The sequence below is a fragment of the Rhodopseudomonas sp. AAP120 genome, assembly GCF_001295845.1.
GTDB lineage: Bacteria > Pseudomonadota > Alphaproteobacteria > Rhizobiales > Xanthobacteraceae > Rhodopseudomonas.
Genome location: NZ_LJIC01000120.1, coordinates 1 through 26,396, shown reverse-complemented (window position 1 = coordinate 26,396; position 26,396 = coordinate 1). Strand labels below are relative to the sequence as shown.

The 26,396-nt window shown below is 64.5% G+C and carries 21 protein-coding genes; 13 read left to right on the top strand and 8 right to left on the bottom strand.

The window, feature by feature from the left end; all coding sequences use genetic code 11:
* Positions 1-90: 90 nt before the first annotated feature.
* The 3 genes from IP86_RS18560 (at position 91) to IP86_RS18550 (ending at position 2,954) form a co-directional block, all read left to right on the top strand.
* Positions 91-996, top strand: a complete 906-nt coding sequence (locus IP86_RS18560; RefSeq protein ID WP_054163913.1) for an intradiol ring-cleavage dioxygenase — start codon at positions 91-93, stop codon at positions 994-996.
* 26 nt (positions 997-1,022) lie between these two features.
* Positions 1,023-1,856 carry an aldo/keto reductase gene (locus tag IP86_RS18555; RefSeq protein WP_156332549.1) on the top strand — a complete coding sequence of 278 codons (834 nt, stop codon included), beginning with the start codon at positions 1,023-1,025 and terminating at the stop codon, positions 1,854-1,856.
* Between the two features lie 153 nt (positions 1,857-2,009).
* A complete protein-coding gene (locus IP86_RS18550) occupies positions 2,010-2,954 on the top strand; it encodes a DMT family transporter (RefSeq protein ID WP_054163911.1) in 945 nt (314 codons plus the stop codon).
* Positions 2,955-3,099: 145 nt separating this feature from the next.
* Here the strand turns inward: IP86_RS18550 and IP86_RS18545 are convergent, their stop codons facing one another.
* Entirely contained in the window at positions 3,100-3,564 is a 465-nt protein-coding gene (locus IP86_RS18545) for an Lrp/AsnC family transcriptional regulator (RefSeq protein ID WP_054163910.1), read from the bottom strand.
* Positions 3,565-3,696: 132 nt separating this feature from the next.
* Between IP86_RS18545 and IP86_RS18540 the strand changes: the two genes are divergently transcribed.
* The 4 genes from IP86_RS18540 (at position 3,697) to IP86_RS18525 (ending at position 12,019) form a co-directional block, all read left to right on the top strand.
* Positions 3,697-6,090 carry a thiamine pyrophosphate-binding protein gene (locus IP86_RS18540; RefSeq protein WP_054163909.1) on the top strand — a complete coding sequence of 798 codons (2,394 nt, stop codon included), beginning with the start codon at positions 3,697-3,699 and terminating at the stop codon, positions 6,088-6,090.
* A 169-nt stretch (positions 6,091-6,259) separates the two neighbouring features.
* Entirely contained in the window at positions 6,260-8,281 is a 2,022-nt protein-coding gene (locus IP86_RS18535; protein ID WP_054163908.1) for a putative bifunctional diguanylate cyclase/phosphodiesterase, read from the top strand.
* A gap of 235 nt (positions 8,282-8,516) precedes the next feature.
* A complete protein-coding gene (locus IP86_RS18530; RefSeq protein ID WP_054163907.1) occupies positions 8,517-9,947 on the top strand; it encodes an aldehyde dehydrogenase family protein in 1,431 nt (476 codons plus the stop codon).
* Positions 9,948-10,309: 362 nt separating this feature from the next.
* Positions 10,310-12,019 (top strand): IlvD/Edd family dehydratase, encoded by a 1,710-nt coding sequence (locus tag IP86_RS18525; RefSeq protein WP_054163906.1) that lies wholly within the window; start codon positions 10,310-10,312, stop codon positions 12,017-12,019.
* Positions 12,020-12,028: 9 nt separating this feature from the next.
* Here IP86_RS18525 and cowN read toward each other — a convergent pair whose 3' ends face one another.
* The gene (gene cowN / locus IP86_RS18520; protein ID WP_054163905.1) at positions 12,029-12,307 is read right to left on the bottom strand and encodes a N(2)-fixation sustaining protein CowN; all 279 of its coding nucleotides are present in this window, start codon (positions 12,305-12,307) and stop codon (positions 12,029-12,031) included.
* A gap of 143 nt (positions 12,308-12,450) precedes the next feature.
* Between cowN and IP86_RS18515 the strand changes: the two genes are divergently transcribed.
* The 3 genes from IP86_RS18515 (at position 12,451) to IP86_RS18505 (ending at position 15,206) form a co-directional block, all read left to right on the top strand.
* Positions 12,451-13,146, top strand: a complete 696-nt coding sequence (locus tag IP86_RS18515) for a DUF899 family protein (protein ID WP_054163923.1) — start codon at positions 12,451-12,453, stop codon at positions 13,144-13,146.
* 346 nt (positions 13,147-13,492) lie between these two features.
* Positions 13,493-14,701, top strand: coding sequence for a DUF2778 domain-containing protein (locus IP86_RS18510; protein ID WP_054163904.1), 1,209 nt, complete (start codon positions 13,493-13,495; stop codon positions 14,699-14,701).
* Positions 14,702-14,864: 163 nt separating this feature from the next.
* Entirely contained in the window at positions 14,865-15,206 is a 342-nt protein-coding gene (locus tag IP86_RS18505; protein WP_054163903.1) for a hypothetical protein, read from the top strand.
* A 72-nt stretch (positions 15,207-15,278) separates the two neighbouring features.
* Here the strand turns inward: IP86_RS18505 and IP86_RS18500 are convergent, their stop codons facing one another.
* Complete coding sequence (locus IP86_RS18500; RefSeq protein ID WP_054163902.1) at positions 15,279-15,530, bottom strand: hypothetical protein; 252 nt, start codon at positions 15,528-15,530, stop codon at positions 15,279-15,281.
* A 405-nt stretch (positions 15,531-15,935) separates the two neighbouring features.
* Positions 15,936-16,685: an SDR family NAD(P)-dependent oxidoreductase gene (locus IP86_RS18495; protein ID WP_054163901.1), complete on the bottom strand. Its 750-nt coding sequence runs from the start codon at positions 16,683-16,685 to the stop codon at positions 15,936-15,938.
* 92 nt (positions 16,686-16,777) lie between these two features.
* Between IP86_RS18495 and IP86_RS18490 the strand changes: the two genes are divergently transcribed.
* The 3 genes from IP86_RS18490 (at position 16,778) to IP86_RS18480 (ending at position 23,506) form a co-directional block, all read left to right on the top strand.
* The gene (locus IP86_RS18490; RefSeq protein ID WP_054163900.1) at positions 16,778-17,092 is read left to right on the top strand and encodes an ArsR/SmtB family transcription factor; all 315 of its coding nucleotides are present in this window, start codon (positions 16,778-16,780) and stop codon (positions 17,090-17,092) included.
* A 508-nt stretch (positions 17,093-17,600) separates the two neighbouring features.
* Complete coding sequence (locus tag IP86_RS18485; RefSeq protein WP_054163899.1) at positions 17,601-20,600, top strand: autotransporter outer membrane beta-barrel domain-containing protein; 3,000 nt, start codon at positions 17,601-17,603, stop codon at positions 20,598-20,600.
* Between the two features lie 140 nt (positions 20,601-20,740).
* The gene (locus tag IP86_RS18480) at positions 20,741-23,506 is read left to right on the top strand and encodes an autotransporter outer membrane beta-barrel domain-containing protein (protein WP_054163898.1); all 2,766 of its coding nucleotides are present in this window, start codon (positions 20,741-20,743) and stop codon (positions 23,504-23,506) included.
* Here IP86_RS18480 and IP86_RS28220 read toward each other — a convergent pair.
* From IP86_RS28220 to IP86_RS18470, 4 genes are all read right to left on the bottom strand, one after another.
* The gene (locus tag IP86_RS28220) at positions 23,433-23,675 is read right to left on the bottom strand and encodes an SEC-C metal-binding domain-containing protein (protein ID WP_082364086.1); all 243 of its coding nucleotides are present in this window, start codon (positions 23,673-23,675) and stop codon (positions 23,433-23,435) included. The genes IP86_RS18480 and IP86_RS28220 overlap by 74 nt on opposite strands.
* A gap of 165 nt (positions 23,676-23,840) precedes the next feature.
* Positions 23,841-24,956, bottom strand: coding sequence for a RelA/SpoT domain-containing protein (locus tag IP86_RS28215; protein ID WP_156332548.1), 1,116 nt, complete (start codon positions 24,954-24,956; stop codon positions 23,841-23,843).
* Positions 24,957-25,112: 156 nt separating this feature from the next.
* The gene (locus IP86_RS18475) at positions 25,113-25,811 is read right to left on the bottom strand and encodes a UPF0149 family protein (protein WP_054163897.1); all 699 of its coding nucleotides are present in this window, start codon (positions 25,809-25,811) and stop codon (positions 25,113-25,115) included.
* A gap of 83 nt (positions 25,812-25,894) precedes the next feature.
* The gene (locus IP86_RS18470) at positions 25,895-26,179 is read right to left on the bottom strand and encodes a HigA family addiction module antitoxin (RefSeq protein ID WP_054163896.1); all 285 of its coding nucleotides are present in this window, start codon (positions 26,177-26,179) and stop codon (positions 25,895-25,897) included.
* Positions 26,180-26,396: the final 217 nt, after the last annotated feature.

Sequence of the window (26,396 nt, the reverse complement as noted above, 5' to 3'; positions counted from 1 at the left end):
AATCTGCGCGCAGACCGGTCTGCAAGTCACGCGCTTATCACACTGGAACGCTTGGTGTAGCGTCCGGCCGTTGCCAACCGGGAATGGAAGATGCCCCAATTCGACGAGACCGAGCTGACCGAGGCGGTCGTCGCAAGCTTCGACGAAACGAATGATCCGCGATTGAAGCATCTGATGCGCGAATTGGTCCGCTCGCTCCACGATTACGTCCGGCGCACCGGGCTGACCTTCGAGGAATGGCAGAAGGCGATCGATTTCCTCACCAGGACGGGCCAGAAATGCACGCCGAGCCGGCAGGAGTTCATCCTGCTGTCCGACGTGCTCGGCGTCTCGATGCTGGTCGATGCAGTTAACCATCGCGAGCGCGACGGAGCGACTCAGACGACGGTGCTCGGGCCGTTCTATGTCGGCGAGCACAGGCCGATGCCGAACGGTGCGGACATCTCCGAGGGCGTCGAGGGCGAGCGGATGTATGTGCAGTGCCGGGTGGTCGATCTCGGCGGCCAGCCGCTCGCCGGTGTGCCGGTCGATGTGTGGCACGCCGATGATGACGGCTTCTACGACTCGCAGAAGCCGTCTTATGCCGAAGCCGGCCCGTCCTTGCGCGCGCAATTCGTCACCGATGCGGACGGCCACTTCGCATTTCGCACCATCCTGCCGTGCAGCTACCCGATTCCGATCGACGGTCCGGTCGGCGAATTGATCCTGGCGGCGCAGCGGCATCCGATGCGGCCTGCGCACGTGCATTTTCTAGTGAACGCTCCGGGCTATGAGCCGTTGATCACCCATGTGTTCATCGAGGGCGACAAATATCTGGAGAGCGACGTCGTGTTCGGCGTCAAGGACGATCTGATCTCCAGCATCGAGCTGCGCAACGATGCGGTGATGCCGGACGGCCGTGAGGCGCCGGGTCCGTGGCATCTGATGACATACGAGTTCCGGTTGAAGCCGGGGAGGGGCGCCGCGCCGCGGCCGATGATGGCGGCGGCGGAGTAACGACGGAGTTCAGCGTGCACGGACATATGCGCCCATTCGGGACCACCGGCGCGCAACTGACGCCGATCGGCCAAGGCACCTGGTACATCGATCGCGGCGATCGCGCATCGACGATCGCTGCGTTGCGCCGCGGGCTCGACCTCGGCATGACCCATATCGACACGGCCGAGATGTACGGCGACGCTGAGCCGCTGGTTGCGGAGGCGATCGCCGGCCGGCGCGACGAGGTGTTCCTGGTCTCCAAGGTGCTGCCGAGCAACGCGTCGAAAAGCGGCACGATCGCCGCGTGCGACCGCTCGCTGCAGCGGCTGAAGACGGACCGGCTGGATTGCTATCTGCTGCACTGGCGCGGGCAGTATCGCCTGGCCGATACGGTTGCGGCGTTCGAACAGCTTGTGGCCGCCGGCAAGATCCGCTCCTGGGGCGTCAGCAACTTCGATGCCGGGGATCTGCAGGAACTGCTCAAGGTCGCCGGTCCGGGCAAGATCGCCTGCAATCAGGTACTGTATCATCTTCGCGAACGGGCGATCGAGCATTCGGTGATCCCCTGGTGTGAAGCGAACGGCGTCGCGGTGACGGCCTATTCGCCATTCGGGCACGACGAATTTCCCGCGCTGCGGAGTGCGCAGGGGCAGGTGCTGCAAACCATCGCCGACCGTCATGGCGCGACGTCGCGCCAGATCGCACTGGCGTTTCTGATCCGCCGGCCGTCGGTGTTCGCAATCCCCAAGGCGGCCGATCCGGCTCATGCCGCGGATAACGCGGCCGCCGGAGCGCTGCGTCTGTCCGATGACGACCTCGCGGCGATCGACCAGGCGTTTCCACGAGGATCGGAGCCTGCCAGCCTGCCGATGCTGTAGCGACGTATCCGGCCGGCAGAAGGCGTGCATAGGCCAATCCCGCTTTCCGGACTTGTGCCACGGCCGCGAACATCGTTTTGTCGGCGCGTGAGTTGAAGAGGCGCCGCCTGCGGCTCGCCCGTTCCCATCTCGTTTCATTGCATTGCCGGATACGTGACCACCACCTCGCCCAACGCGCCCGATACGGGCCGCCGCCTGACCCATCGCCATGCCGATCAGCCGCTGCGCGGCATCGCGCTGATCGTCTTGTCGACCGTGTTCCTGGCGTGTTCGGATACGCTGGCGAAGTATCTCGGCCGCACCGTCCCGCCGATCGAGATCGGCTGGATTCGGTTTTTGGTGTTCGTGCTGATCATGACGCCGGTGGCGCTGACGTCCTCGGCGTCGTCGTTGCGGTCGGCGCGGCCGAAGCTGCAGGTGCTGCGCGGACTGGCGCTGGTGGCCTCGTCGACCTTGTTCATCAGCGGCCTGCAGTTCCTGCCGATCGCGGAAGCGTCGGCAACCTCGTTCGTCGCGCCGCTGTTCGTCACTGCGCTGTCGATCGTGATGCTCGGCGAGCACATCGGCATCCGCCGCTGGGCCGCCAGCGTGGTCGGGCTTATCGGCGTGCTGATCGTGATCCGCCCGGGCTCGGCAGCATTCAACCCGGCGGTGATCTTTCCGATTCTGTCGGCGCTAACCTGGGCGGTGACGCTGACGCTGACCCGGATGATCAGTGGCGCCGATCGCGCCGCCGTCACCATGACGTTCTCAGCGCTGGTCGGCTTTGTCGCGCTGAGCGTCATCGTTCCGTTCGTGTGGGTGACGCCGAGCTGGCACGGGGTGTTGGTCGGCGTTCTGGTCGGTCTCGCCTCGACGATGGGGCAGTGGATCGTGGTGCTGGCCTATCGCTACGCCGACGCTTCGGTGCTGGCGCCGTTCACCTACAGCCAGCTGGTCTGGGTGACGCTCCTCGGCTTCGGCCTTTTCGGCGAAGTCCCGGATGTCTGGACCTTCGTCGGCGCCGCCGTGATCATCGCCAGCGGCCTCTACACCGCCCACCGCGAACGCCTCCGCCGCAAGCAGCCGGTGGCAGCAGAGCCGTATCCGAGCCCGTAGCGTTCGTGCCCCGGACGCGCTGCGGCGTGAAACGCCGCTGCGCAGATCCGGGGCCCCGGTTGATCCCGCCGCCGAACGAACCGGGGTCCCGCATCTGCAGTGCACCGCTGCGCGCTGCACCTTGTGCGGGACACGGAGGTCGAAGCTACGACACCGGCAGCGCGATCGAGTATTTCACCTGGCTCAGCGCGAAGCTCGACTCGATCGAGGCGATGCCGTCGAGCCGGGTGAGCTTGGTCTTGAGAAACGTCTCGTAGGCGGCGAGATCGGCCGCGACGACGCGCAACAGATAGTCGCGATTGCCGGTCATCAGATAGCATTCCAGCACTTCGTCCCATTTCGAGATTGCCTTGGCGAAGCGGGCGAGATCTTCTTCCTTTTGTCGCGTCAGCTTGATCGAAATGAAGACGCTGACGTGCAGGCCGAGCGCCTTCTGATTGACCTGGGCGGTGTAGCGGCTGATAACGCCGCTTTTCTCCAGCAGCTTGACCCGGCGATGGCAGGGCGACACCGACAATCCGACTTGATCGGCGAGCTCCTGCATGGTGATGCGGCCGTCGGCCTGCAGCGCGGCGAGAATCTTGCGGTCGATTGCGTCGAGGTCGGACATTGGGATAAATCGCCCCGAAATCTGTTCAGACAACGACTTTATCCCAATGCGTGGCGCAGCGCTGCCGGAAAATGAGAATTTCGCGGTTGCTGTCCATTGTAGACTTCGGCGATTGCAACGTAGGTGACCGCCATGCCGCAGACCCCGGACCGTCTCGATCTGTTGAACGCGCTGACGCGTAAGGCACTTTGGCTGTCGACCTGGATGATTCACCACGCCAACCATGTCCGCCCAAACGCGGATGGACTGAAGGTCGGTGGCCATCAAGCTTCGTCGGCATCGCTGGCGACGATCATGTCGGCGCTGTACTTCTCCGTGCTGCGGCCCGAAGACCGCGTTGCGGTCAAGCCGCATGCCAGTCCGATCTTCCACGCCATCCAGTATCTGTTCGGCCGGCAGAGCCGAGAACGGCTCGAGAATTTCCGCGGCTTCAAGGGCGCGCAGTCCTATCCGTCGCGCACCAAGGACGCCGACGACGTCGATTTCTCGACCGGCTCGGTCGGGCTCGGCGTGGCTCAGACGCTGTTCTCGTCGTTGGTCCAGGACTACGTCACCGCGCATGGTTGGATGAAGCAGCGGCCCGAGGGCCGGATGATCGCGCTGGTCGGCGACGCCGAGATGGACGAGGGCAACATCTTCGAGGCACTGCTCGAAGGCTGGAAGCACGGCCTGCGCAACACCTGGTGGGTGGTCGACTACAACCGCCAGAGTCTCGACGCAGTGGTTCGCGAAGGGCTGTGGGAGAAGTTCGAGACGATGTTCCGCAATTTCGGCTGGGACGTCGTCATCGTCAAATACGGCCGGCTGATGCAGCAGGCGTTCGCCGAGCCGGGCGGCGAGGCGCTGCGGCGCTGGATCGACAATTGTCCGAACCAGATGTACGCGGCATTGTGCTTCCAGGGCGGCGCTGCATTCCGCAAGCGGCTCGAGGACGAGATCGGCGACCAGGGCGAGGTGTCGCGCTTGATCGATGCGCGCAGCGACGACGAGCTGCTGGCGCTGATGTCCAATCTCGGCGGCCACGATATGGCGAGCCTGCTCGACGCGTTCGAGTCCATCGATCACGATCGGCCGGTCTGCTTCATCGCCTACACCATCAAGGGCGTCGGGCTGCCATTCCAAGGTCACAAGGATAATCACGCTGGGTTGATGACGCCGGCGCAGATCGAGACCTATCGCAAGTCGCAGAACATCCGTCCGGGCCACGAATGGGACCGCTTCGAGGGGCTGACGCAGGACGTCGCTGCGCTCGACGCGGTGCTGAATGCCGCGCCGATCAATGCCGGCGGCGAGCGCCGGCTGAGCGCGCCGGTGGTCGAGGTGCCACAGCAGTTGGCGTTCAAGCCGGCGGCGGAGATGTCGACGCAGCAAGGCTTTGGCCTGATCCTGAACGAGTTGGCGCGCGGCGACAGCGCGCTGGCGTCGCGGATCGTCACCGCATCACCGGACGTCACCGTCTCGACCAATCTCGGCGCCTGGGTCAATCGCCGCGGCCTGTTTGCGCGTGCTGAGAAAGCCGATTTGTTCCGCAGCGAGAAAATTCCGACGACGTTCAACTGGGACTTCTCGCCGAAGGGCCAGCATATCGAACTCGGCATCGCCGAGATGAACCTGTTCATCCTGATGTCGGCGCTCGGGCTGTCGCACAGCATCAATGGCGAGCGGCTGCTGCCGATCGCGACGCTGTATGACCCCTTCATTCAGCGCGGCCTCGATGCGCTGAACTATGCCTGCTACCAGGACGCGCGCTTCATGGTGGCGGCGACGCCGTCCGGTATCACGCTGGCGCCGGAAGGCGGCGCGCATCAGTCGATCGCGACGCCGCTGATCGGGATGGCGCAGGACGGGCTGGCGTCGTTCGAGCCCGCCTTCGTCGACGAACTCGCAGTGATGATGCGCTGGGGCTTCGATCATATGCAGCGAGACGATGCGGAGGGCGGCGCCGCGGATGGCATGCGGTCCGGCGGTTCGGTGTACTTGCGGCTGTCGACACGCACGGTCGAGCAGCCGCAACGCATAATGACGCCGGATTTGCAGAAGGCGATTATCGACGGCGCCTATTGGTTGCGCGAGCCGGGCCCGAATTGTGATCTGGTCATCGCCTACAGCGGTGCCGTCGCGCCTGAGGCGATCGAGGCCGTCGGACTCCTCGGCGACAGTCGCCGCGACATTGGCCTCCTGGCGATCACCTCCGCTGACCGCCTGCATGCCGGCTGGACCGCGGCTCGGCGATTGCGCCGCGCGCATCGCGTTTCGCGTCGTGCCAGTCATATCGAGAATCTGCTCGCACCGCTGCCGCGAAGCTGCGGCATCGTCACCGTGCTCGACGGTCATCCGGCGACGCTCGGCTGGATCGGCGCGGTTTGCGGCCATCGCATGGAGGCGCTCGGCGTCGAGCATTTTGGCCAGACCGGCAGTATTCCGGACCTGTACCGGCACTATGGCATCGATGCGAATGCAATTATCGATGCGGCCGAGAGTCTGACCGGCGGCGCGCCGGTGCTGCATCGGAAGATGGCGGTGTAGTTTTCGGCGGCCGCCTATGGTGAATCGTTAGTTGATTGCACGATAAGCGACCCAGAAAGCCAGATCGGGAGCAGTATTGGTTGTCCCGGCTCGTCTTTCGATTTGAACTTTAAGCATTAGGAAAAACTACGATGGGATAGTGCAGCGTTTTCGCTGATCTGGACCAGATATGTTTCGATTCTTTCCCGCATGGGATCAGCAGCACGTTGGGCTGGTCGCTCTTGGGCTGGCGCTGTGTCTGCTCGGCGGCATGGCTGCGGCCGGTGCTTTGCGGTTCACCTACATCAGTTCCGGTCGGGTTCGGCGAGGTTGGGTCGTCGCGGGCTGCGTCGCCGCGGTCTGCGCCGTCGTCAGCGCGCTGACGGTCGCGCTGCTGCTGGCGCTTCCTGACGAAGTTGTCGTTCGCAACATTGCCTTGGCGATCGTTACCTTGACGATCCTCGGCATGACGGTGACGGTTGCGATGGCAGTGTGGTCGGGCGCTCAGGGAACGAACAACGTCCGCAGCGCTTTGGCCGAGCGCGTGATGGTGCTCGATGCCGTGGTTCGCGAAGACACGTTGGGTTTTTGTCTGTTCAGCCCCGACGGTCGGCTGGAATCGTGGAACGAAGCCTTTCTCGAAATCTATGCCATTCCTCCCGGTCAGCCGCTGGCCGGCAGCCGGTTGAGAGAACTGATCGAGATCCTTCGCGTCAGCGGCAATCATCTCGTCGATCTCGAACAACTCGCCGAGATCAAGGCGGCCAGCACCAGCGGCGAACCTTCGGAAACAATCGCCGCGCTGCGCGACGGCCGACATATCAAGATCGAATTCCGACCGTTGCCGAACGGCGGCTGGATCGCCAAGCACTCCGACGTCACCGACTACAAGATGGCCGAGCAGCGCTTCGCCTATGTCACGCTGCATGATCTCGCCACCGGCCTGCCGAACCGTGCTGCCTTCAATCAGCGGATCGTCCAGAGCCTCGCGGTGGCTCGCGAACGGCATGCCAGCTTCGCGGTGATCCGGCTCGGGATCGACCGGTTCAAAGAGATCAACGACGTATTCGGCCAGTCCGTCGGGGATGCGGTGCTCGCCCGCATGGCGGCTCGGCTTACCGAGACATGCCATTGGGGCTTTCTGGCCCGGCCGGGCGGTGACGAGTTCTCGATCGTCACGCCGCCGGATCAGGCGGAGGGCGCGGTCCAGGAAATCTGCGCGCAGGTCGCCGAGCTGTGCGACATCGAATTCGAGATCGAAGGACACACGATTCGGGTCGGCTCGACGGCCGGTGTCAGCATCTATCCGCGTGACGGCGACAACGCCGATGCGCTGATCGCGCATGCGGACGTCGCGCTGTATCGCGCCAAGACCGAGCGGCGCGGCACCGTCTGCCTGTTCGAACCGGCGATGGACCTGCAGATCCGGGAGAAGCGGGCGGTTCAACGCGAATTGGCGGTGGCTCTGGAGAACGGCGAGTTCGAGCTGCATTATCAGCCCCAGGCGACCACGGAGGGCGAGATCGTCGGTTTCGAGGCTTTGCTGCGCTGGCGGCATCCGATCCGCGGCATGGTGTCGCCGGCCGTGTTCATTCCGCTGGCGGAGGAAACCGGACTGATCGGAGCGATCGACGAGTGGGTGCTGCGCACCGCCTGTCTGGAGGCCGCTTCGTGGCCGAAGCCGCTGGCGATCGCCGTCAATCTGTCGCCGCTGGATTTCCGCCGGCTGGACGTGCCGGCCTTGATCCTGCAGGTGCTGGTGGAGACCGGGCTGGACCCGAAACGGCTGGAGGTCGAGATCACCGAGGGGGTCCTGATCGACGATTTCGCCGGCGCCATCGCGATCCTGCGGCGGATTAAAAATCTCGGCGTCCGCGTCGCGATGGATGATTTCGGCGCCGGCTATTCGTCGCTGTCCTATCTGCAGTCGTTCTCATTCGACAAAATCAAGATCGACCAGGTGTTCACCCGCAAGCTCGAAATCAATCCGGATTCCGCCGCGATCGTCGAGGCGATCCTTGATCTCGCGCGTCGGCTGAAGCTGCCCGTAATCGCCGAGGGCGTCGAGACGGAAAGTCAGCTGGCGTTTCTCGCCGGGGCGGGGTGTCAGGAAGTACAGGGCTATCTGATCGGCAGGCCGCATCCGATCGAGCAATATCGTCATGTCACCGGCGTCGCGGCCCCCGCTCAGCCAGTCGCCCAGGCCGGCTGACTTTTTGCTGCGCTGCAACGTTGTGCCTTTTGAGGCTCCGCGCCGCCGAGATCGCACACGTCCAATTGTGCTGTCCGGTCTTGCTCCTCCGGCGGCAGTGTTTTTATATGCCGTCCCCGCACATGGCGGGCTCCGAACTCTTCCGCGTTGCCCCGGCGAGGGTGCTCGCCAGAGGCGCCGCCGTCCGCACCGACACCTGCCACCACCGCAATCAAAATCAGAAGAAGAGGTTTAGATGGTCAATCGCATGCAATTCTACATCGACGGCGCTTGGGTCGATCCGGTCGCTCCGAAGTCGACGCCGGTGGTCAACCCCGCCACCGAGGAGCCGATGTATGAGGTTGCCCTCGGCTCGAAGGCGGACGTCGACAAGGCCGTCGCTGCGGCAAAGCGTGCGTTCGAAACCTTCTCGCAGACCAGCCGCGAAGAGCGTATCGCGCTGCTCGAGAAGATCGTCTCGATTTACAAGGGACGCATGAAGGAGATCGGCGCCGCCGTCTCCGACGAAATGGGCGCGCCGCTGCCGATGGCCGAAAAGATGCAGGCCGGCGCCGGCCTCGGCCACATCATGTCGACGCTCGACGTGCTGAAGAACTATCACTTCGAAGAGCCGATGGGCTCGGCGGTGATCGTGCGCGAGCCGATCGGCGTCGTCGGCATGATCACGCCGTGGAATTGGCCGCTCAATCAGATCGCCTGCAAGGTCGCGCCGGCGCTCGCGGCCGGTTGCACGATGATCCTGAAGCCGAGCGAGTTCACGCCGACGTCGGCGCTGATCTTCGCCGAGATCCTGCACGAGGCGGGTGTGCCGAAGGGCGTGTTCAACCTCGTCAACGGCCTCGGCCCGGAGGTCGGCGCGGCGATGAGCGAGCACCCCGATATCGACATGATCTCGTTCACCGGCTCGACCCGCGCCGGCATCGATGTCGCCAAGCGCGCGGCGCCGACGGTGAAGCGCGTCAGCCAGGAACTCGGTGGCAAGTCGCCGAACGTCATCCTCGAAGACGCCGACCTCACCAAGGCGGTGACCGGCGGCGTGATGCACATGTTCAACAACTCCGGCCAGTCGTGCAACGCGCCGAGCCGAATGATCGTGCCGCTGTCGAAGATGGCCGAGGTCGCCGCCATCGCTAAGGGCGTCGCCGAGAAGACGAAGGCCGGCGATCCGCGTGCCGAGGGCACCACGATCGGACCGGTGGTCAATCGCGGCCAGTGGGACAAGATCCAAGCGCTGATCAACAAGGGCATCGAGGAAGGCGCGACGCTGGTCGCCGGCGGCCCCGGCCTGCCGGAGGGCGTCAACAAGGGCTTCTATGTCCGCCCGACCGTGTTCGCCGACGTCACCGAGAACATGACCATCGCGCGCGAAGAGATCTTCGGGCCGGTGCTGGTGATCATGGGCGCCAAGGACGAAAACGAGGCGGTGAGGCTCGCCAACGACACGCCCTATGGTCTCGCCGGTTACGTCTCGGCCGGCTCGGTCGAGCGCGCTCGCAAGGTTGGCCGCCAGATCCGCGCCGGCAACGTCAACCTGCAGGGCGTGCCGAACGAACGCACTGCGCCGTTCGGCGGCTACAAGCAGTCCGGCAACGGCCGCGAATGGGGCAAGTTCGGCCTCGAAGAATATCTCGAGGTCAAGGCGATCGCCGGCTTCAACGCCGCCTGATTGCGCTCTCAATTCCACGACATCGATCGCGCCGGGACGGTTCCGCCGTCCCGGCGTTTGCTTGTCCGGGGACCGTTCCCGATTCCGGTAATGGTCCGAGTAGCTGGGTCATCACGTCGTCGTTAAAGCTGCATTTACTGCCGCGGCTGGTGACGATTGAGTCGTCGACCGACAGCGAAGGACGCCATGAACACACTGATTCCTGACGCGCATCGCCGACAGTTCCTCACCATCGGCCTCAGCGGCCTCGCGATTCTCGTCGCTCTGCTGGTTGCCAAGATCATCACTTGACCGCCCCCCCCCAAGATTGACATCGGCTTCCGCCACCCCTCAATTGCCGCGAAACGGCAGCGGGATGGGACATGGCGGACGGACTGCGCAAGGGGCTGACTTCGTACGGCGACGCGGGCTTCTCGCTGTTCCTGCGCAAAGCCTTCATCAAGGCGATGGGCTATTCGGACGACGCGCTGAATCGTCCGATCGTCGGCATCACTAACACCCATAGCGACTACAATCCCTGCCACGGCAACGTTCCGCAGATCATCGAGGCGGTGAAGCGCGGCGTGATGCTGGCCGGCGCGATGCCGATGGTGTTTCCGACCATCTCGATCGCCGAGAGCTTCGCGCATCCGACCTCGATGTATCTGCGCAATCTGATGGCGATGGACACCGAGGAGATGATCCGCGCCCAGCCGATGGACGCGGTGGTGGTGATCGGCGGCTGCGACAAGACGCTGCCGGCGCAGATCATGGCGGCGGTGTCGGCGGATCTGCCCACGGTAGTGATCCCGGTCGGGCCGATGGTCGTCGGCCATCACAAGGGCGAAGTGCTCGGCGCCTGCACCGACTGCCGGCGGCTGTGGGCAAAGCACCGCGCCGGCGAGATGGACGAGGTGGAAATCGAAGCCGTCAACGGCCGGCTGGCGCCGTCGGTCGGCACCTGCATGGTGATGGGCACCGCTTCGACGATGGCGTGCATCACCGAGGCGATGGGGCTGTCACTGCCGATGAGCGCGACGATCCCGGCGCCGCATGCCGAACGGTTTCGCTCCGCCGAGGAGAGCGGCCGCGTCGCCGCCGCGATGGCCAAGGCGAAAGGGCCGAAGCCGAGCGACCTGCTGACGCCCGCCGCGTTCCGCAATGCACAGGTGGTGCTGCAAGCAATCGGCGGCTCGACCAACGGCCTGATCCATCTCACCGCGATCGCCGGTCGCGTGCCGCACCGAATTGATCTTGATGTGTTCGACAGCATCGGCCGAGAGGTGCCGGTACTGGTCGATCTGAAGCCGTCCGGCGCGCACTACATGGAGCATTTCCACCACGCCGGCGGCGTACCAAAGCTGATGGCGCAGCTTGGAGAACTGATCGACCTCGATGCGACGACCGTCACCGGCGCGACACTGCGCGAAGTCGTGGCGAAGGCCGAGCACGTGCCGGGGCAGGATGTGATCCGCTCCCGCGACAATCCGATCCGTCGCGAAGGTGGCATCGCCTTCCTCACCGGCAATCTCGCGCCGCGGGGGGCGGTGATCAAACATGCCGCGGCGTCGCCGCAGCTGATGCAGCACACCGGCCGCGCGGTGGTGTTCGACTCGGTCGAGGACATGACGCTGCGCATCGACCATCCCGATCTCGACGTCAGTGCCGACGACGTGCTGGTACTGCGCAATGCCGGGCCAAAGGGCGCGCCCGGGATGCCGGAAGCCGGCTATCTGCCGATCCCGCTGAAGCTGGCGCGGGCAGGGGTCAAGGACATGGTGCGCATATCGGATGCGCGGATGAGCGGCACGGCGTTCGGGACCATCGTGCTGCACATCACCCCGGAGAGCGCCGACGGCGGGCCGCTGGCGTTGATTGAAAACGGAGACCGCATCACCCTGGACGTTGCTGCGCGGCGCATTGATCTGCTCGTCGACGACGCCGAACTGACGCGGCGCCGTGCGGCGTTGCCGTCGTCCGCCGTGGTGCGGCCAGCGCGCGGCTACGCGCAGCTGTTCCACGACACGATCCTGCAGGCGGATGAAGGCTGCGATTTCGATTTTCTCACCGCGGCGGGTCGCAGCGAGCTCTGAACGAGCCAGCTACATCAGGTGCATTTCCAGCTCTTCCAGCATCGCCAGCGTTTCGAGATCGCCGTTGTCTTCGAGCAGCTCGCGCAGCGTCGGCAGATAGTTGTGCAGCACGCGCAGATCGTCGAGTCCCTGCTTGTCGCGCAGCTCGGTGCGCTTCTGCGCAAAGTAGGCCCAGAAGGGATTGTCCGCGGCGTCGATATGCGTCTGCAATCGCGCCATCACGCGTTCTGATCGAACCTCCCAATTGCAATTCTTGAAGCTGACGTAGCGATCGAACGAATCCGACATTCCAAACTCCAAAAGTCGATAGCCGGCCCTCGAAGCAAGCGACATGCCATCGCGATGCATCGGCATTCTTTCTGGCGGCGGTGTCGGATCTGTCCAGCGTGGATCGTCCTGGTGAAGATGCTCAGTCCACGCCGGAGGATGCCGTGACCCTGAAGCCCGCCGCCGAACTCGCGCGCCTCGCCCAGGCCCGCTTTCCCAACGAGAGCGTGGATTATCGCCGCGCCCGCACCGAGCTGCTCGCCGAGGAAATCGAGCTGCGCCGCCACATCGAACGGGTCGCCGTGCTGCGCCGGCAGTTGCCGCCGGGCGGCGAGGTCACGGGCGCCTATGCGTTCGAGGGCGAGGGTGGGCAGACCGATTTCGCCGGGCTGTTTGGCGACAAGCCGACATTGGTCATCTACAGCTACATGTTCGGTCCGCAACGCGCGGAGCCTTGCCCGATGTGTACCTCGCTGCTGAGCGCCTGGGACGGCGAGGTGCCGGACATCACCCAGCGGGTCGCGCTGGCGGTCGTGGCCCGGTCGCCATTGCGGCGGCTGACCGCGTTCAAGCGGCAGCGCGGCTGGCAGCATCTGCCGCTGTTCAGCGACCTCGACGGCGCCTATAGCCGCGACTACGGCGGCGTCTTGCCGGACGGCGGCGACGATGCGGCGTTCAACGTGTTCAGTCGCCGTGACGGGAAGATCCGGCATTTCTGGGCCGGCGAGATGTTCGCGGCGACGGCCGATCCCGGTCAGGACTCGCGCGGTGCGCCGGACCTGATGCCGCTGTGGACGATTCTCGACTGTACGCCCGAGGGCCGCGGCACCGACTGGTATCCGAAGCTGGGATACGGCTAGGTCGGCGCCGTGGCGGCCAAGCTGAAAATTTTTTCATCATTGGGGAGGCAGCCCGGCGGGCTGTCCGGCCGGTTCACGCAGCTGCAGGCCGGTGTTCAGGCGCCGACGAGCCGTGTCCGCAATAGTCGGATGATCGCTTAAGTGACTGAAAGGACAAGAAGAATGACTTTTGGTGTGGCGTTTGCAGTCTGTTAACTATGCGGGCGCATGGTCCAATCGTTCAGCGCTTAAGCGGCATTTAACTAAAACACGCCTTAATCGCGCTCCTCTGTTCTGCCACATCTGCGTGCGGTAAGATCGTTCCGAAGCACCGCAGAGCCAGTGGGGATATCTGGGTGCTTGGCGTATGACTGTCGGTTCGAGGGCGCGTAATCTGCCCAACCATCGTGGGGCCCGCTCTATGGGTTTTCGTAAATCGCTCGGCGCGATCGCCGTCGCGCTGCCGGTGATCGGCTGCGTCTGGACCGTTTATGCCAATACGGTCGGCGCGAGCATCTACCCCGCCGTTGGCACATGGGGCGATGAGACGGCCACCCGTGTCGCGCAATCGGATTTCGCCGCGCGCTTCGAGCCGCTCGCTGCCGCAGCCTCCGCTGCGCCGAGCCTGATGTCCCATCTGGCCCTCAAAGCCGCGATGGCCAAACAGGGAGTCGTCCAGGTCGCTTCCGCCGATGCCGGCGACGTCCCGGTCACCTCCAGCGTGCAGGCCGCGAACGCCGCGCCGCCGCAGACCAAATCCGGCCACCGCTATTACGCGCTGCTCGATGCCAATTATTCGTTCGGGTTCGAGCCCGACAGGTTCAAGCCGGTGCAAAATAATCCGGCCGAGGCAGCCGACCCCGAGGGCGTAAAGCCGGAAGCCGGCAAGGCAGCCGTGGCCGTCGCTCCGCCGCCGCAACCGGTCAAACTGGCGATGGCGGTGCCGATGCCGCCGGAGCGCAAAGCCACCGCCCGCGTGGCGCCCGGACCCACCCGCAATCCGTTCAGCCAGGAAGCCCTGGTGGCCCGCGCCAAGGCCGTGCTGATGGCGCAGAAGTCGGAAAGCAAGTCGAGCTTCTTCGAGAAGCTGTTCGGCAAGCCCGATGCTCCCGCGCTCGCCTATGCGTCAGCCGATGCCGGCGTAACCTCGACGGGCGAACCGCGCGATCCTGCCTTCACCCCGTCCGATGATGACCGCTACACCGCAGTCTACGACATCACCGCCAAGACCGTGTACATGCCGGACGGGACTAAGCTTGAGGCGCATTCGGGACTTGGGGCGCGGATGGACGATCCGCGCAATGTCCACGTCAAGATGCAGGGCGCGACGCCGCCGCACATCTACGACCTCAAAATGCGAGAAGCGCTGTTCCACGGTGTCGCCGCGATCCGCCTCACCCCGGTCGGCGGCGAGGACATGATCCACGGCCGCACCGGACTGCTCGCGCACAGCTTCATGCTCGGCCCGCGCGGCGACTCCAACGGCTGCGTCTCGTTCCGGGACTACAACGCCTTCCTGCAGGCGTTCAAGCGGGGCGAGGTCAAGCGTCTCGTCGTCGTCGCCAGCATGACGTGAGGCGAGGGCGGTTGCAGCCGCCTCGTGGCGCAGGCTGCGCCAAGCTCTGCCGCGCACTGATCTCTCCACGATAAGTGCACACCAGCTTTTCACAATGTGAGCACTCGATGCCGGAACCATTTTCGGCCTCGAACGATTGGTCGGTCTTATCGGAGGATCGACGATGCGCTCACGAACTTTCTCTGGCGTCCTGGCGTTGGCGACGTTGCTCGGCGGCGGCGGGGCGCTCGCCCAGCAGCGCGGCACCGAGGCACAACGCGAGGCCTGCACGCCGGACGCATTCCGGCTGTGTGGCCAGTTCATTCCCGATGCGTCCCGGATCGAGAGTTGCCTGCGCGAGGCGGGGCCGCGTCTGAGCCCGGCCTGCTACGTCGTGTTCAATCCACCCCAGGATCGGGAACGGTCGTCGATGCGCACCGTGCGGCGCCAGGCGCCGCAACAGCAGCCGGCGGACCGTTCCGGTGACGACGACGGCTGGGATCGCCGCAGCTTCGAGCGCTGGTAGTCTGGCGCCCGATGAAAGCCGGAGCGGACCCTTTCGGATCCGCTCCGAATTTTTTCGGATCGCGCCGCTAGGTTAGCGGCAGACGCGCGACGTGCGGACCACGCGGTGACCGTGCGGACCACGCGTGACGACCTTTCGCACGGTGCAGTGCGGGCCACGACGGATTACGCGGCGTCGTTCGACATAGCGCTGCGCGGAGACGTCGGTCATCGGCTTGACGATGCTGCTGTTCGCCGGCGCGGCGGGCGCTGCAGAGGCGGGCCCCGCGAAGGCGGTGAAACCGAGCGCGAGGGCGGCGGCCACTCCCAAAGCAATTTTCTTCATAAGCGTTCTCCAAACTGATGCTGATCCAGGTCGAACGACCTGCTCGACCTTGGTCGGCCAGGAATGAATTGCCGGTGAAGGAACCATGGCGGGAAGGCGGCAATGACTTCGCGTATTGATTTAGTGTGTACGCAGATGGACGCTCGCGCGGGGAACCGCAGAGGCCGCACCCTGCGCCCCGCGTCGGATCGGCCCGCCGCGCCGTGCATCAGCGTGCCTTGAACTCGCAGAGCCGCCAGCGAGGGCCGTGCTGCATCCCACGAGATGACAAGGGAAGGAAGGGAGGCGCGGTCTGCGCGTGCAGCGCAGACCGCGGTCGGCGATCGCCCACGGGACGCGACGATCAGCTCGCGACAGGCCGAGGAGAGGCCGATGCCGTCACCCCGAGCCGGTTTTGGAGCGCGGTCACTTCAATCCACCGGTGACGTGCAGCGTTTCGCCGGTGACGTAGGAGGCGCCGTCACTGGCGAGGAACGCCACGACGGCGGCGATCTCGTCGGCCTCGCCGACTCGGCTGAGCGGGGTGATGGCTTCGATCTGCTTGCGCATCTCGCCTTCGTGGAAGCCGGCGGTCTTGACGCCTTCGGTGACGACCATGCCGGGGTTGACGGCGTTGACGCGGATCCTGCGCGGCGCCAGCTCCTTGGCCAGCACGCCGGTGATCAGGTCGACCGACGCTTTGGTGGCGCCGTACACCGCGGTGCCCGGCATCGCCAGCGTCGAGGCTCCGGACGAGATGTTGACGATGCTGCCGCCATCGTTGAAATGGCGCGCCGCCTCCTGTGTCACCAACAGCAGCCCCAGTACGTTGATGTTGAACTGGCGGTGGAAATGCTCCGGCGTGATGACGTCGAGCGCGCCGAACTCGTAGACGCCGGCGTTGTTCACCAGCACGTCGATCGGCCCCAGCGCCTGCACGGTGTCGGCCACCAGTTTCGTGGCATCGCCCGGATGGGAGACATCGCCGTGAACCGCGACGGCCTTGCCGCCGGCAGCCTGGATCTTCGCCACCACAGCGTCGGCTCCGGCTTTGCTCGACGCGTAATTGACGGCGACGGCGGTTCCTTCGGCCGCCAGTTTCAGCGCGATCTCGGCGCCGATGCCCTTCGATGCGCCCGTCACCAGCGCCACCTTACCCTGCAGAGTCCCGGTCATGAATATCGTTTCCTTGTTCGGAGTTCCATATTTCAGTAGTTCGGAAATATGGGACTATTGAACGAGGTCAAGGGGCCGCCTATATTTTTGTCATGGTTCAGTTCGTTCATCCCGCTCGCGACGATATCACCCTCACCGGGGTGCTTGCCGCGCTGAGCGATCCGATGCGGCTGCGGATCGTCAAGGCGCTGCTGCAGGAAGGCGAATGCATGTCGTGCACGGCCGCTGCGCCGTGTCCCGAGATCCCGAAATCGACGCTGTCCAATCACTTCCGCATTCTGCGCGAGGCCGGTCTGATCCAGACCACCAAGAAGGGCGTCGAGAATCGCAACGTCGTGCGCGAGTCCGACATCAACTTGCGTTTTCCCGGGCTGCTGAAGGCGATTTTGAAGCACGCCGCTGAATAAATCTCGCTTGATTCTCGTCGCATTTAAAAGTCGATCACGTAAATAAATCGCAGCCCATATTCGAGCTTGCCGCTCTCCTGAATATACGACGGCGTTCGTTGGCGGCCTACGGGACGTAGCAGGGCGCAGCTCAAGCGCGCATCCGCGCCGGCAGCAAGTCGGCCGACTCGCCGCACGATCTCAAAATATCGCCTGTCCGGGCTTTCCACGACGCCGCGCGCGTCAGCGCCACGGCGATGCGAGGCGCGATTCGGGTCTCGGCAGACTGCTTGCCGCGTCGCTTGTTCCGCCGGCCGGCATAACAACCCGCTCGGCACCAAAATCCCCAAAATTAAACCGCAATTTATTCGCCCGACGGTCATAAAAATTAATAAGCCGGTTGCCTCGCCGGTTCCATGCAATTAAACGATTTTAAATCGAGTTGCGTCAGTAAATGAGGTTTAATATGTCGGTGCGTGAAAATATTCCCTTTACCCCCTCTCTTCGCGCGTCGGCCCGACGACTTCTGATGACCACTGCTCTCAGTCCGCTGCTGCTCGGGGTGGTTTCCGGCGGCACCACGGCACAAGCCGGTTGCACCTCGTCCGGCGACGTCTTGATGGTCTCGTGCAACAGATTGCTGGTTTCGGCGGTCCCGGTGAAGGGCACGTCGTCCATCACCATCGACTCGGTGACGTCCCGCGGCATCGACGTTTATCCGACGATCTTTTCCCGTGCGCCGTTGGATGTGACCGTGAACATCGTCGGCACGACCGACGTCTATCGGGCCAATTATCCCGCCTTTGCGTGGGCGACGGCGCGGGCAAACGCCGATCTGTCGGTGGTCATCGGTCCGGATGTGACGCTGCGATCGGATCAGCTGTTCGCTGCGGTCTGGCTGCGCAACGAAGTCTCCGGCAACCTCTCGGTGAATAATGCCGGCACCGTCATTGCCAAGGGTGTGGAGCAGGATGGAATCTCGCTGACGACCCATATCGGCAATGTCAGCCTGATCAACTCCGGCAAGGTGACGGCAACTCGCGGTCGCGGCCTTTACGCCGACGGCAACTACGCCGGCACCGATCCGGTGACCGTGAGCATCGTCAACTCCGGAGAGGTCGTCTCGTCGCTCGCCGGCGCCCGTGCCATCAACTACAATGGTCTCGCATCCATCGACAATTCCGGCACGGTCGAGAGCAAGTATCGTCAGGCCCTTGTGGCATGGTCGGCAAACGGTCCGACGACGATCACGAATTCGGGAACAGTGACCGCGAAGGACGATTCCGCCATCGTGGCCTGGACCGAAACCGGCGATGTCACGATCGTCAACAGCGGCACAGCGATCTCACTCGACAACCGCAGACACGCCGATCTCGGCACCGGCCATCACGGCCTTTACACCAACGTCGGGACCTCCGGCGTGACGACCATCGAGAACCAAGTCGGGGGTGTCGTGCAGGCCGATCAGATCGGCATTCTAGCCACTTCGGCGTCCGGGGCGATCAACATCACCCAGGCGGGGTCGGTCACGGCGGCGCAGGGCATCGTCGCCTCTACGGCGAACGGCGCCATCAACGTGACGAATAGCGGCACCGTCACCGCGACCGGCATCGGCGTCAGCCTCGACGGCACCACCAATTCGCTGGTGAACTCGGGCACGATCACGACCAACTCGGCGACCGATGCGGCGATCGTCACCGGCAATGGCAACTCCACCATCGTCAATAGCGGCGTCATCGCCAACACCGGCGGCGGCGCGGCGATCCTGTTCGGCAACGGCACCAACCGGCTTGTCGTCGATGCCATCAATCCGAACATCCAGGGCGTGGTGCAGGCAGGAACGGGTGACAACACCCTGGTTCTCGACAGCGCCACCGCGGCGTCGCTGGCCATGCTGTCGTTCGGCCCGACCGGTCAATTCCGCGATTTCGATTTCATCGAGAAGACCGGCACCGGCGCGCTGACCCTGTCCGGCAATGGCAGCGGCTTCACCGGCACGATGCTGGTGAAAGACGGCAAGCTGGTGGTCAACAGCGATAGCGGCACGTCCGCGGTGACGGTGTATAGCGGCGCGTCGCTGTCGGGTTCGGGAACGGTGGGCACCACCGACATGCAGTCGGGCTCGACGATTTCGCCGGGCAACAGCCCGGGCACGCTCACGGTCGCGGGCAATTATCATCAGGCGTCGGGAGCGACGTATCAGGCCGAACTGGTGCCCGGCAGCACAGTGTCGGACAAAATCGCGGTCAGCGGCAAAGCGACGATCGACAACGGCGCCATCCTCAACGTGACGCGCTACGGCGCCGGGTCCTACGTGCCGGACGCGCGCTACACCGTGCTGAGCGCCAACGGCGGTGTCAGCGGCACCTATACGCTGACCGGCGATACCTATGTGTCGGCGTTCTATGCGCTGATGGCCACGTACGATCCGACCCATGTCTATGTCGACGCGGTGCAGATTCGCGCCTTCGCCGACGCGGCCGCGACCACCAATCAGCGAGCCGCCGCGAACGGTCTGCAGAGCGTGCCGGTCGGCAACGGCCTGCGCACCGCGGTGTCGTCGTTGACCAGCGACAGTGCGGCGCGCACGGCGTTCGATCAGGTGTCGGGTGAGGCCTATGCGTCGGCCAAGACCGCGTTGCTTGACGATAGCCGCTTCGTGCGCGAGGCGACCACGCAGCAGGTGCAGTCGGCGCGGCGCGGTCCTGACACCTCGGTGTGGACGCGCGGCTATGGCTCCTGGGCGACGACCGACGGCAACGGCAATGCGGCCGGCATCCGCCGCAGCACCGGTGGCGTGCTGTTCGGCGCCGACGGCGACGTGCTCGACGGGGTGCGGCTCGGTCTGGTCGGCGGCTACGGCCACACCAGCATCAGTCTCGACGGCGGCCGCGGCTCGGTGTCGGGTGACACCTACAGCATCGGCGCCTATGGCGGCGGCAACTTGAACGCGTTCGCGCTGAGCCTCGGCGTCAACCACGCCTGGCACGACCTGACCTCGAGCCGCAACGTCGCGCTGTCAGGTTTCGCCGACCGCCTGATGGCGGACTACAACGCCCGCACCACCCAAGTCTATGGCGATATCGGCTACGACGTCGAACTCGGCCGGGCCGCGCTGCAGCCGTTCGCCGGCTTCGCGTATGTGAACCTCGCCACCTCGGGCTTCACCGAAAAGGGCGGCGCTGCGGCTTTGACCAGCGCGAGCGACACGATCGACGCGGCGTTCACGACGCTCGGTCTGCGCGCCAAGGGCGCGTTCGATGTCGGCACGACGGTACTGACCGCGAACGGCATGGTCGGCTGGCGTCACACGCTGAACCACGTCACTCCGACGGCTACCAACGCCTTCGCAGGCGGTGGCGCCTTCACGGTGTCGGGCGTGCCGCTGGCGCAGGACGTCGCCGTGTTCGAAGCCGGGCTCGGCACCGCGCTGACGCCGACCACCGCCATCAGCGTCAATTACTCCGGCCAGGTCGGCACCGGCATTTCCGACCAGGGCGTCCGCGCCAATCTGCGCATGACGTTCTGAGCGCAGCCCGCCGGCCGGAGCTCGCATCCGGCCGGGCCTTCCGCTTCGTCCTTCCAACCGTCGCGTCGCCCCCGGCAGCCTGACCAGGCGGCCGGCAGCCGCGCGTCTCAGGCCCCAACTGCAAATTCCAAAGGCATGTCATGAAGAGACATCTCCTGCTCACGACGTCGCTCGTGCCGCTGCTGGCGATCGGCGTTATCGGCGCTTCGCCCGCTGGCGCCAGCTGCGCAATCACCGGCACGACGTCTGGCATCTCCTGCGTCGGAGGCAGCATCTCGAGCGGCAATGCATCGCTCGGTGAAGGCGCCGGCAACAGCGGCAGCGTGAGCCTCAGCGGCGCGGGTCCGAGCTGGACCGACACTGGCGAGGTCAGCGTCGGCCGTGACGGCGGCGTCGGCAGCATCAGCGTGTCGAACGGCGCGTCGCTCACCACCCGGCGGCTCGGTCTGTCGACCGCGAGCTGGCAGTCAGGCAGCGGCGGTCAGGGCTCTCTCGAGGTGAGCGGGCCGGGAGCGGTGTGGACCAGCACCGGCGGTGTCGACATTGCCCGCACCGAAGGCTCGTCCGGCAGCCTCACCATTTCCAACGGCGCGGCGGCGTATATTCGCAATGTCGGCGTCTATTCAGCGTCCCTGGGCGCGAACATCGTCATCAAGGACGCCGGCACGCATGTGGAGATCGGCGATCCCAGCGATTGGAATGCGGGCGCATGGCTCAGCCCGGGTGGCGGCAACGTCACCGTTTCCAACGGCGCCTATCTCTACGCCAGCGGCATCTATCTCGGCCCGGGCGGCGACCTCCTGACGACCGGGACCTTCACCGGCCGCGGCACGGTGGTCGAGACCGATCAACGCATCTATGTGGGCGGCCAGAACGGCTTTCGCGATGTGGACCCGATGAACGGCAACGGTGTCCTGAACGTCACCGACGGGGCCGTGGCGACGTCCGGCACCGTGGGCGCGGGCATGGACCCGCATTCGCAGGGCCTGATCAATGTCAGCGGCAGCGGCTCGCGGCTGTGGGCGAAGGCCAATCCGACGCAGAGCATCCTGGGGAATTTCTACGTCGGCTACAACGGCAGCGGCACCGTGGTGGTGTCGAACGGCGGTGAGATCCGGGCCGACAATGAGGTCCGCATCGGCTACGCGTCGCAGGGGCAGGGCGTGCTCGCCATCGGTGCGGCGAGCGGCTCGGCCGCGGCGGCACCCGGCGTCGTCACGGCGCCGCGGATCGTGTTCGGCGATGGTCTCGGCCAGCTCGTGCTCAATCACACCTCCTCGAACTATACGCTGGCGTCGGATATCGTCGGCAGCGGCACCATCCTGGCGCTCGCCGGCGCCACGACGCTGACCGGCAACTCGTCCGGGTTCACCGGCACAGTCGACGTCTCCGGTGGCATCCTAACGATGTCCGGCGTGATCGCGGCGACGATGACGGTGCGAAACGGGGCGGTGCTGTCGGGCTCGGGCACGGTCGGCGGAGTCGATGCGCTGGCTGGAGCGACGATCGCGCCCGGCAATAGCCCGGGCACACTGACGGTGGCGGGCAATTATCATCAGGCGGCAGGCTCGACCTACAATGCCGAATTGGTGCCGGGCAGCACGGTGTCGGACCGCGTCGCGGTGAGCGGCACCGCGTCCATCGACAATGGTGCGATCCTCAACGTCTCGCGCTACGGCGCCGGCACGTACGCGCTCGATGCGCACTACACGGTGCTGAGCGCAACCGGCGGCGTCAGCGGTCGTTACACATTGACCGGGGATACGTTCGTCTCGACCTTCTACACGCTGGTCGCCAGCTACGATCCGACCCACGTCTATGTCGGCGCGGCTCAGACCCGCGGCTTTGCCGATGCGGCGCTGACGCTCAATCAGCGCGCGGCGGCGAGCGGCCTGCAGAGTCTTTCGAGCGGCAACGGACTGCGCTCTGCGGTGGCGATGTCGTCGACGGACGGCGCCGCCCGTGCGGCGTTCGATCAAGTCTCGGGCGAGGCCTATGCGTCGGCCAAGACGGCGCTGCTCGACGACAGCCGCTTCGTACGGGAGGCGACCACGCAGCAGGTGCAGTCGGCACAGCGGGGACCTGATACATCGGTATGGGCGCGCGGCTACGGCTCCTGGGCGAAGAGCGACGGCAACGGCAATGCGACCGGCGTCCGCCGCAACACCGGCGGCATTCTGTTCGGCGCCGACGGCGAAGTCTTCAATGCGCTGCGTCTCGGCCTGGTCGGCGGCTATGGCAACACCAGCATCAGCCTGGACGGTGGCCGCGGCTCGGTGTCGGGCGACACCTACAGCATCGGCGCCTATGGCGGCGGCAACTGGAACGCGGTCGCGCTCAGCTTCGGCGTCAATCACGCCTGGCACGACCTGACCTCGAGCCGCAACGTCGCGCTGTCAGGCTTCGCCGATCGATTGATCGCGGACTACAATGCCCGCACCACGCAGGTGTACGGCGACCTGGGCTACAACATCGAACTCGGTCGCGCCGTGCTGCAGCCGTTCGCCGGCCTCGCTTACGTGAACCTCAACACGTCGGGGGTCACCGAGAAGGGCGGCGCTGCGGCGCTGACCAGCGCAAGCGACACGACCGACGCGACCTTCACCACGCTCGGCCTGCGGGCCAAGGGTGGGTTCGATGTCGGCACGTTGGCTCTGACCGCGAACGGCATGGTGGGCTGGCGCCACACGCTGAACCACGTCACCCCGACCGCGACCAACGCGTTCGCGGGCAGCAGCGCCTTCACGGTGTCGGGCGTGCCGCTGGCGCAGGATGTCGCCGTGTTCGAAGCCGGCTTCGGCACCGCGCTGACGCCGACCACTGCGATCAGCGTCAACTACTCCGGCCAGGTCGGCAGCAGCATCTCAGACCAGGGCGTCCGCGCGAATCTGCGCGTGACGTTCTGAACTCACCACGCGGCCTTCGGATGCGATCATCATCCGGCGGCCGCTGCGCGTCAGCGCTTCGCTTCGATCCGCAGCAGCGTTTATACTTCTTGCCCGAGCCGCACGGGCAGGGCTCGTTTCGGCCGACCTTGGTGCGCGTCGCTGGGGCCGGCGGGGTGTCCCATGCGATGTCGCGTGGACGCGGATCGTGGGCGAGCCGCCATGTGTTTAGGGTGCGGGTTCAGCCGGAGATCTGATCGGACGCCTGCGGCCCGATCGCTTCGAGATCGCTCTGAGGCGTCTCCGAGCCGTCCAACACGCGGTGCCAATGTGACGTAGCTGAATCTACGCTTGCTCATTTGAAGAGGTTCAGCTGCCTAGTATCGAGTGCCCTCTTTGGGCGTGGAGGAGGCGACAATGTTCGAGTCGTCTCATGAATCAGTCGAACAAACACTGCAGTGTCTAGAAAGTAGTTCGGGTACGCCTTACGGACGGCATCTAGTGAATCCACTGATACGAGCACTGCTTCCGCCCCGGTAATGCTCCTGAGTTTTCGCTCGACCTCCAAATATTTCTGGTTTGCAAGCGTAGACTCGCTGAATTTAAACGTTGTTACCTGAATCGATCTCTGAGCAGGATTCATTTCGAGGAGAAAATAGTGGTTGTCGCCTCTGTTATGCTGAGGGTTCGATAAGAACCTTATCGCATGGCCGTACGCCTGAAGCCGCTTCGCCAAATCCAAACTGCGGACGTAGTCACGCATTTCCGACACGAGCTCGCGATAGGATTGCGGCGTTCCAGGAACGGGGGAGGTTCCTTCTCGGAATGCAAACGCGCTGCTCGCAAGGGCAAAAAATCGTAGCCAGTCCCGCTCGCCTTGGCTTGACTTAAGGGCTTGTTGCTGCAGCGTGCCCACAGTTTCCACTGCGGTTGCCCACGCATGTTGTAATTGGGATCGTATCTGGATTTCAATCTTCAGCGTATTGTAGTCAGTCTTGCGGTCCGAGAAATACTTGTAGACCAGATGAACGCCTCGGTAGCCTGAAGGCTTTGGTTGATCGATGTAGTCATCTTTCGCTGCCGTGCTGTGCTTTATATCGCTTGTTGCGTATGCATTGCAGAGTTGCCTGACCGCTTTTGCCGAGCGCATGATTGCTCTGCATCCGCCAATGTCTTGCATCTGCGAGAGAGTCATAGTCGGAAATCGAGAAAGTTTGTGTTCGATCGATGAGAGTCGCTTGATTCGTTGAGCAGTGATTATTCCACTGTCAATCAATTTTCCTCGTCGTTTCAGTCCAACGTGAAATGTGTTGAGCGGAAAATTGTGCGAGGAGCGCCAGTTGTTGACTATTTCGAGTGCCTGAAGGTATTGCCCCAATTCGTCTAAGTCCTCCGACCATGCGTAGTTAGTGATTAGACCGCCAGCGTCGTTTACTCGGCGTTTTGAGTATTCCGGTCTCGCCCATGCCATGAAGAAGAGCCTGTCCTGCGTCCCTATCAAGAATAGTCGCAATCACGCATCTTAATAGAGTATTCTGCGACCTGTCCTTGATTGATGAGCCGATATTGCGGCTGTTTCTATGTTGGCGGCCCGCACTTTGCAAAGGTCTCAGTGCCGGAAACGTAGTCACCCCATCCCGCAACACCGCTTGTACTTCTTCCCCGATCCGCACGGGCAGGGCTCGTTGCGGCCGATCTTGGTCCGCTTCGTAGCGGGCGGCAGCGGCTGGGGCGTTGGCGGGCCCCATTCGATGGTGCGGGGCGACGGGTCATTGGCGATGCGCCAGGTGTTCAGGGTGAGGAGCCACCCGGTGACTTTGCTGGCGGCGGTTGTCGCCAGCACCTCGCGGTCGGCGGCGGAAATGTCGACGATCATCGAGGAGATGTCGACCAATCGCGACAGGCCGTCGAACGCCGCGCGGGTCGCCTCGTCGGCATCGTGCAGTCGCTCCCAATGCTCCGGCCACATGTCCAGGGCAGCTCCGAAGCCGTCGATCCACAGCTCCCAGACGGCGTCCTCGGTATCGATCCCGGGCATCAGCGGTCGGTAGCGCTCCGGGTGTTCGGCCAGCGTCGTCGCGACCTCGTTGTAGTGCTGCATGATCAGTCCGAAGATAGCGTTGGCGTGATCGAGGTCGGTGAACGGCGCCGGTTCGTCTGCGTCGCCGCCCCACACCGCCGGCAGCCAGTCGCCGGGCTTGATCATCTCGGGGCAGACCAGCAGCGCCGCGATGAATCCGTCGAGCTCTTCGACCTGCATGACGTCGGGCCCGATCGCGGTGAAATCCGCTTCGAGCTGGGCGAGGTGAGGCGGGAGGTCGGGCATGGGGTGGTCCGGGTTGGAAGGGTGACGTCAGTGGCAGTTTGTGAGCTGCGCTTGAAGATGTGAAAGCATCAACGACGCCCTTTCTACGCCACCGCGCGCGGCACGATGCTGGCGTAGTCAGTCGATCGCTCGGCTTTGGACAGGTCGTATGCGGCCTGCAAGTTGAGCCAGAATCGCGGATCAGTGCTGAAGTAGCGACCGAGCCGGAGCCCCGTGTCGGCGCTGACATCGCGACTGCCGCGCATGATCTCGGTCAGGCGATTGGCGGGCACGCCGAGCTCCTTGGCCAGCGCGCGGGCGGAGAGGCCGAGCGGCACCAAGTATTCTTCGCGCAGGATTTCGCCAGGATGAGTGCGGAGCCGGGGCATTCTTACCTGCAAATCTCAACGCCGTGCTTATAGCATATTCCTCTCCCCGTCATCCCGGGGCGCGCGAAGCGCGAGCCCGGAATGACGAAAGATAGTTTGAACATTATAGCCCCAACAAAAAAGCCCGGGATTGCTCCCGGGCTTCGTTGTCTTTGCGACGATGACTTCGCTTAGAAGTCCATGCCGCCCATGCCGCCGCCCGGGGGCATGGCGGGGC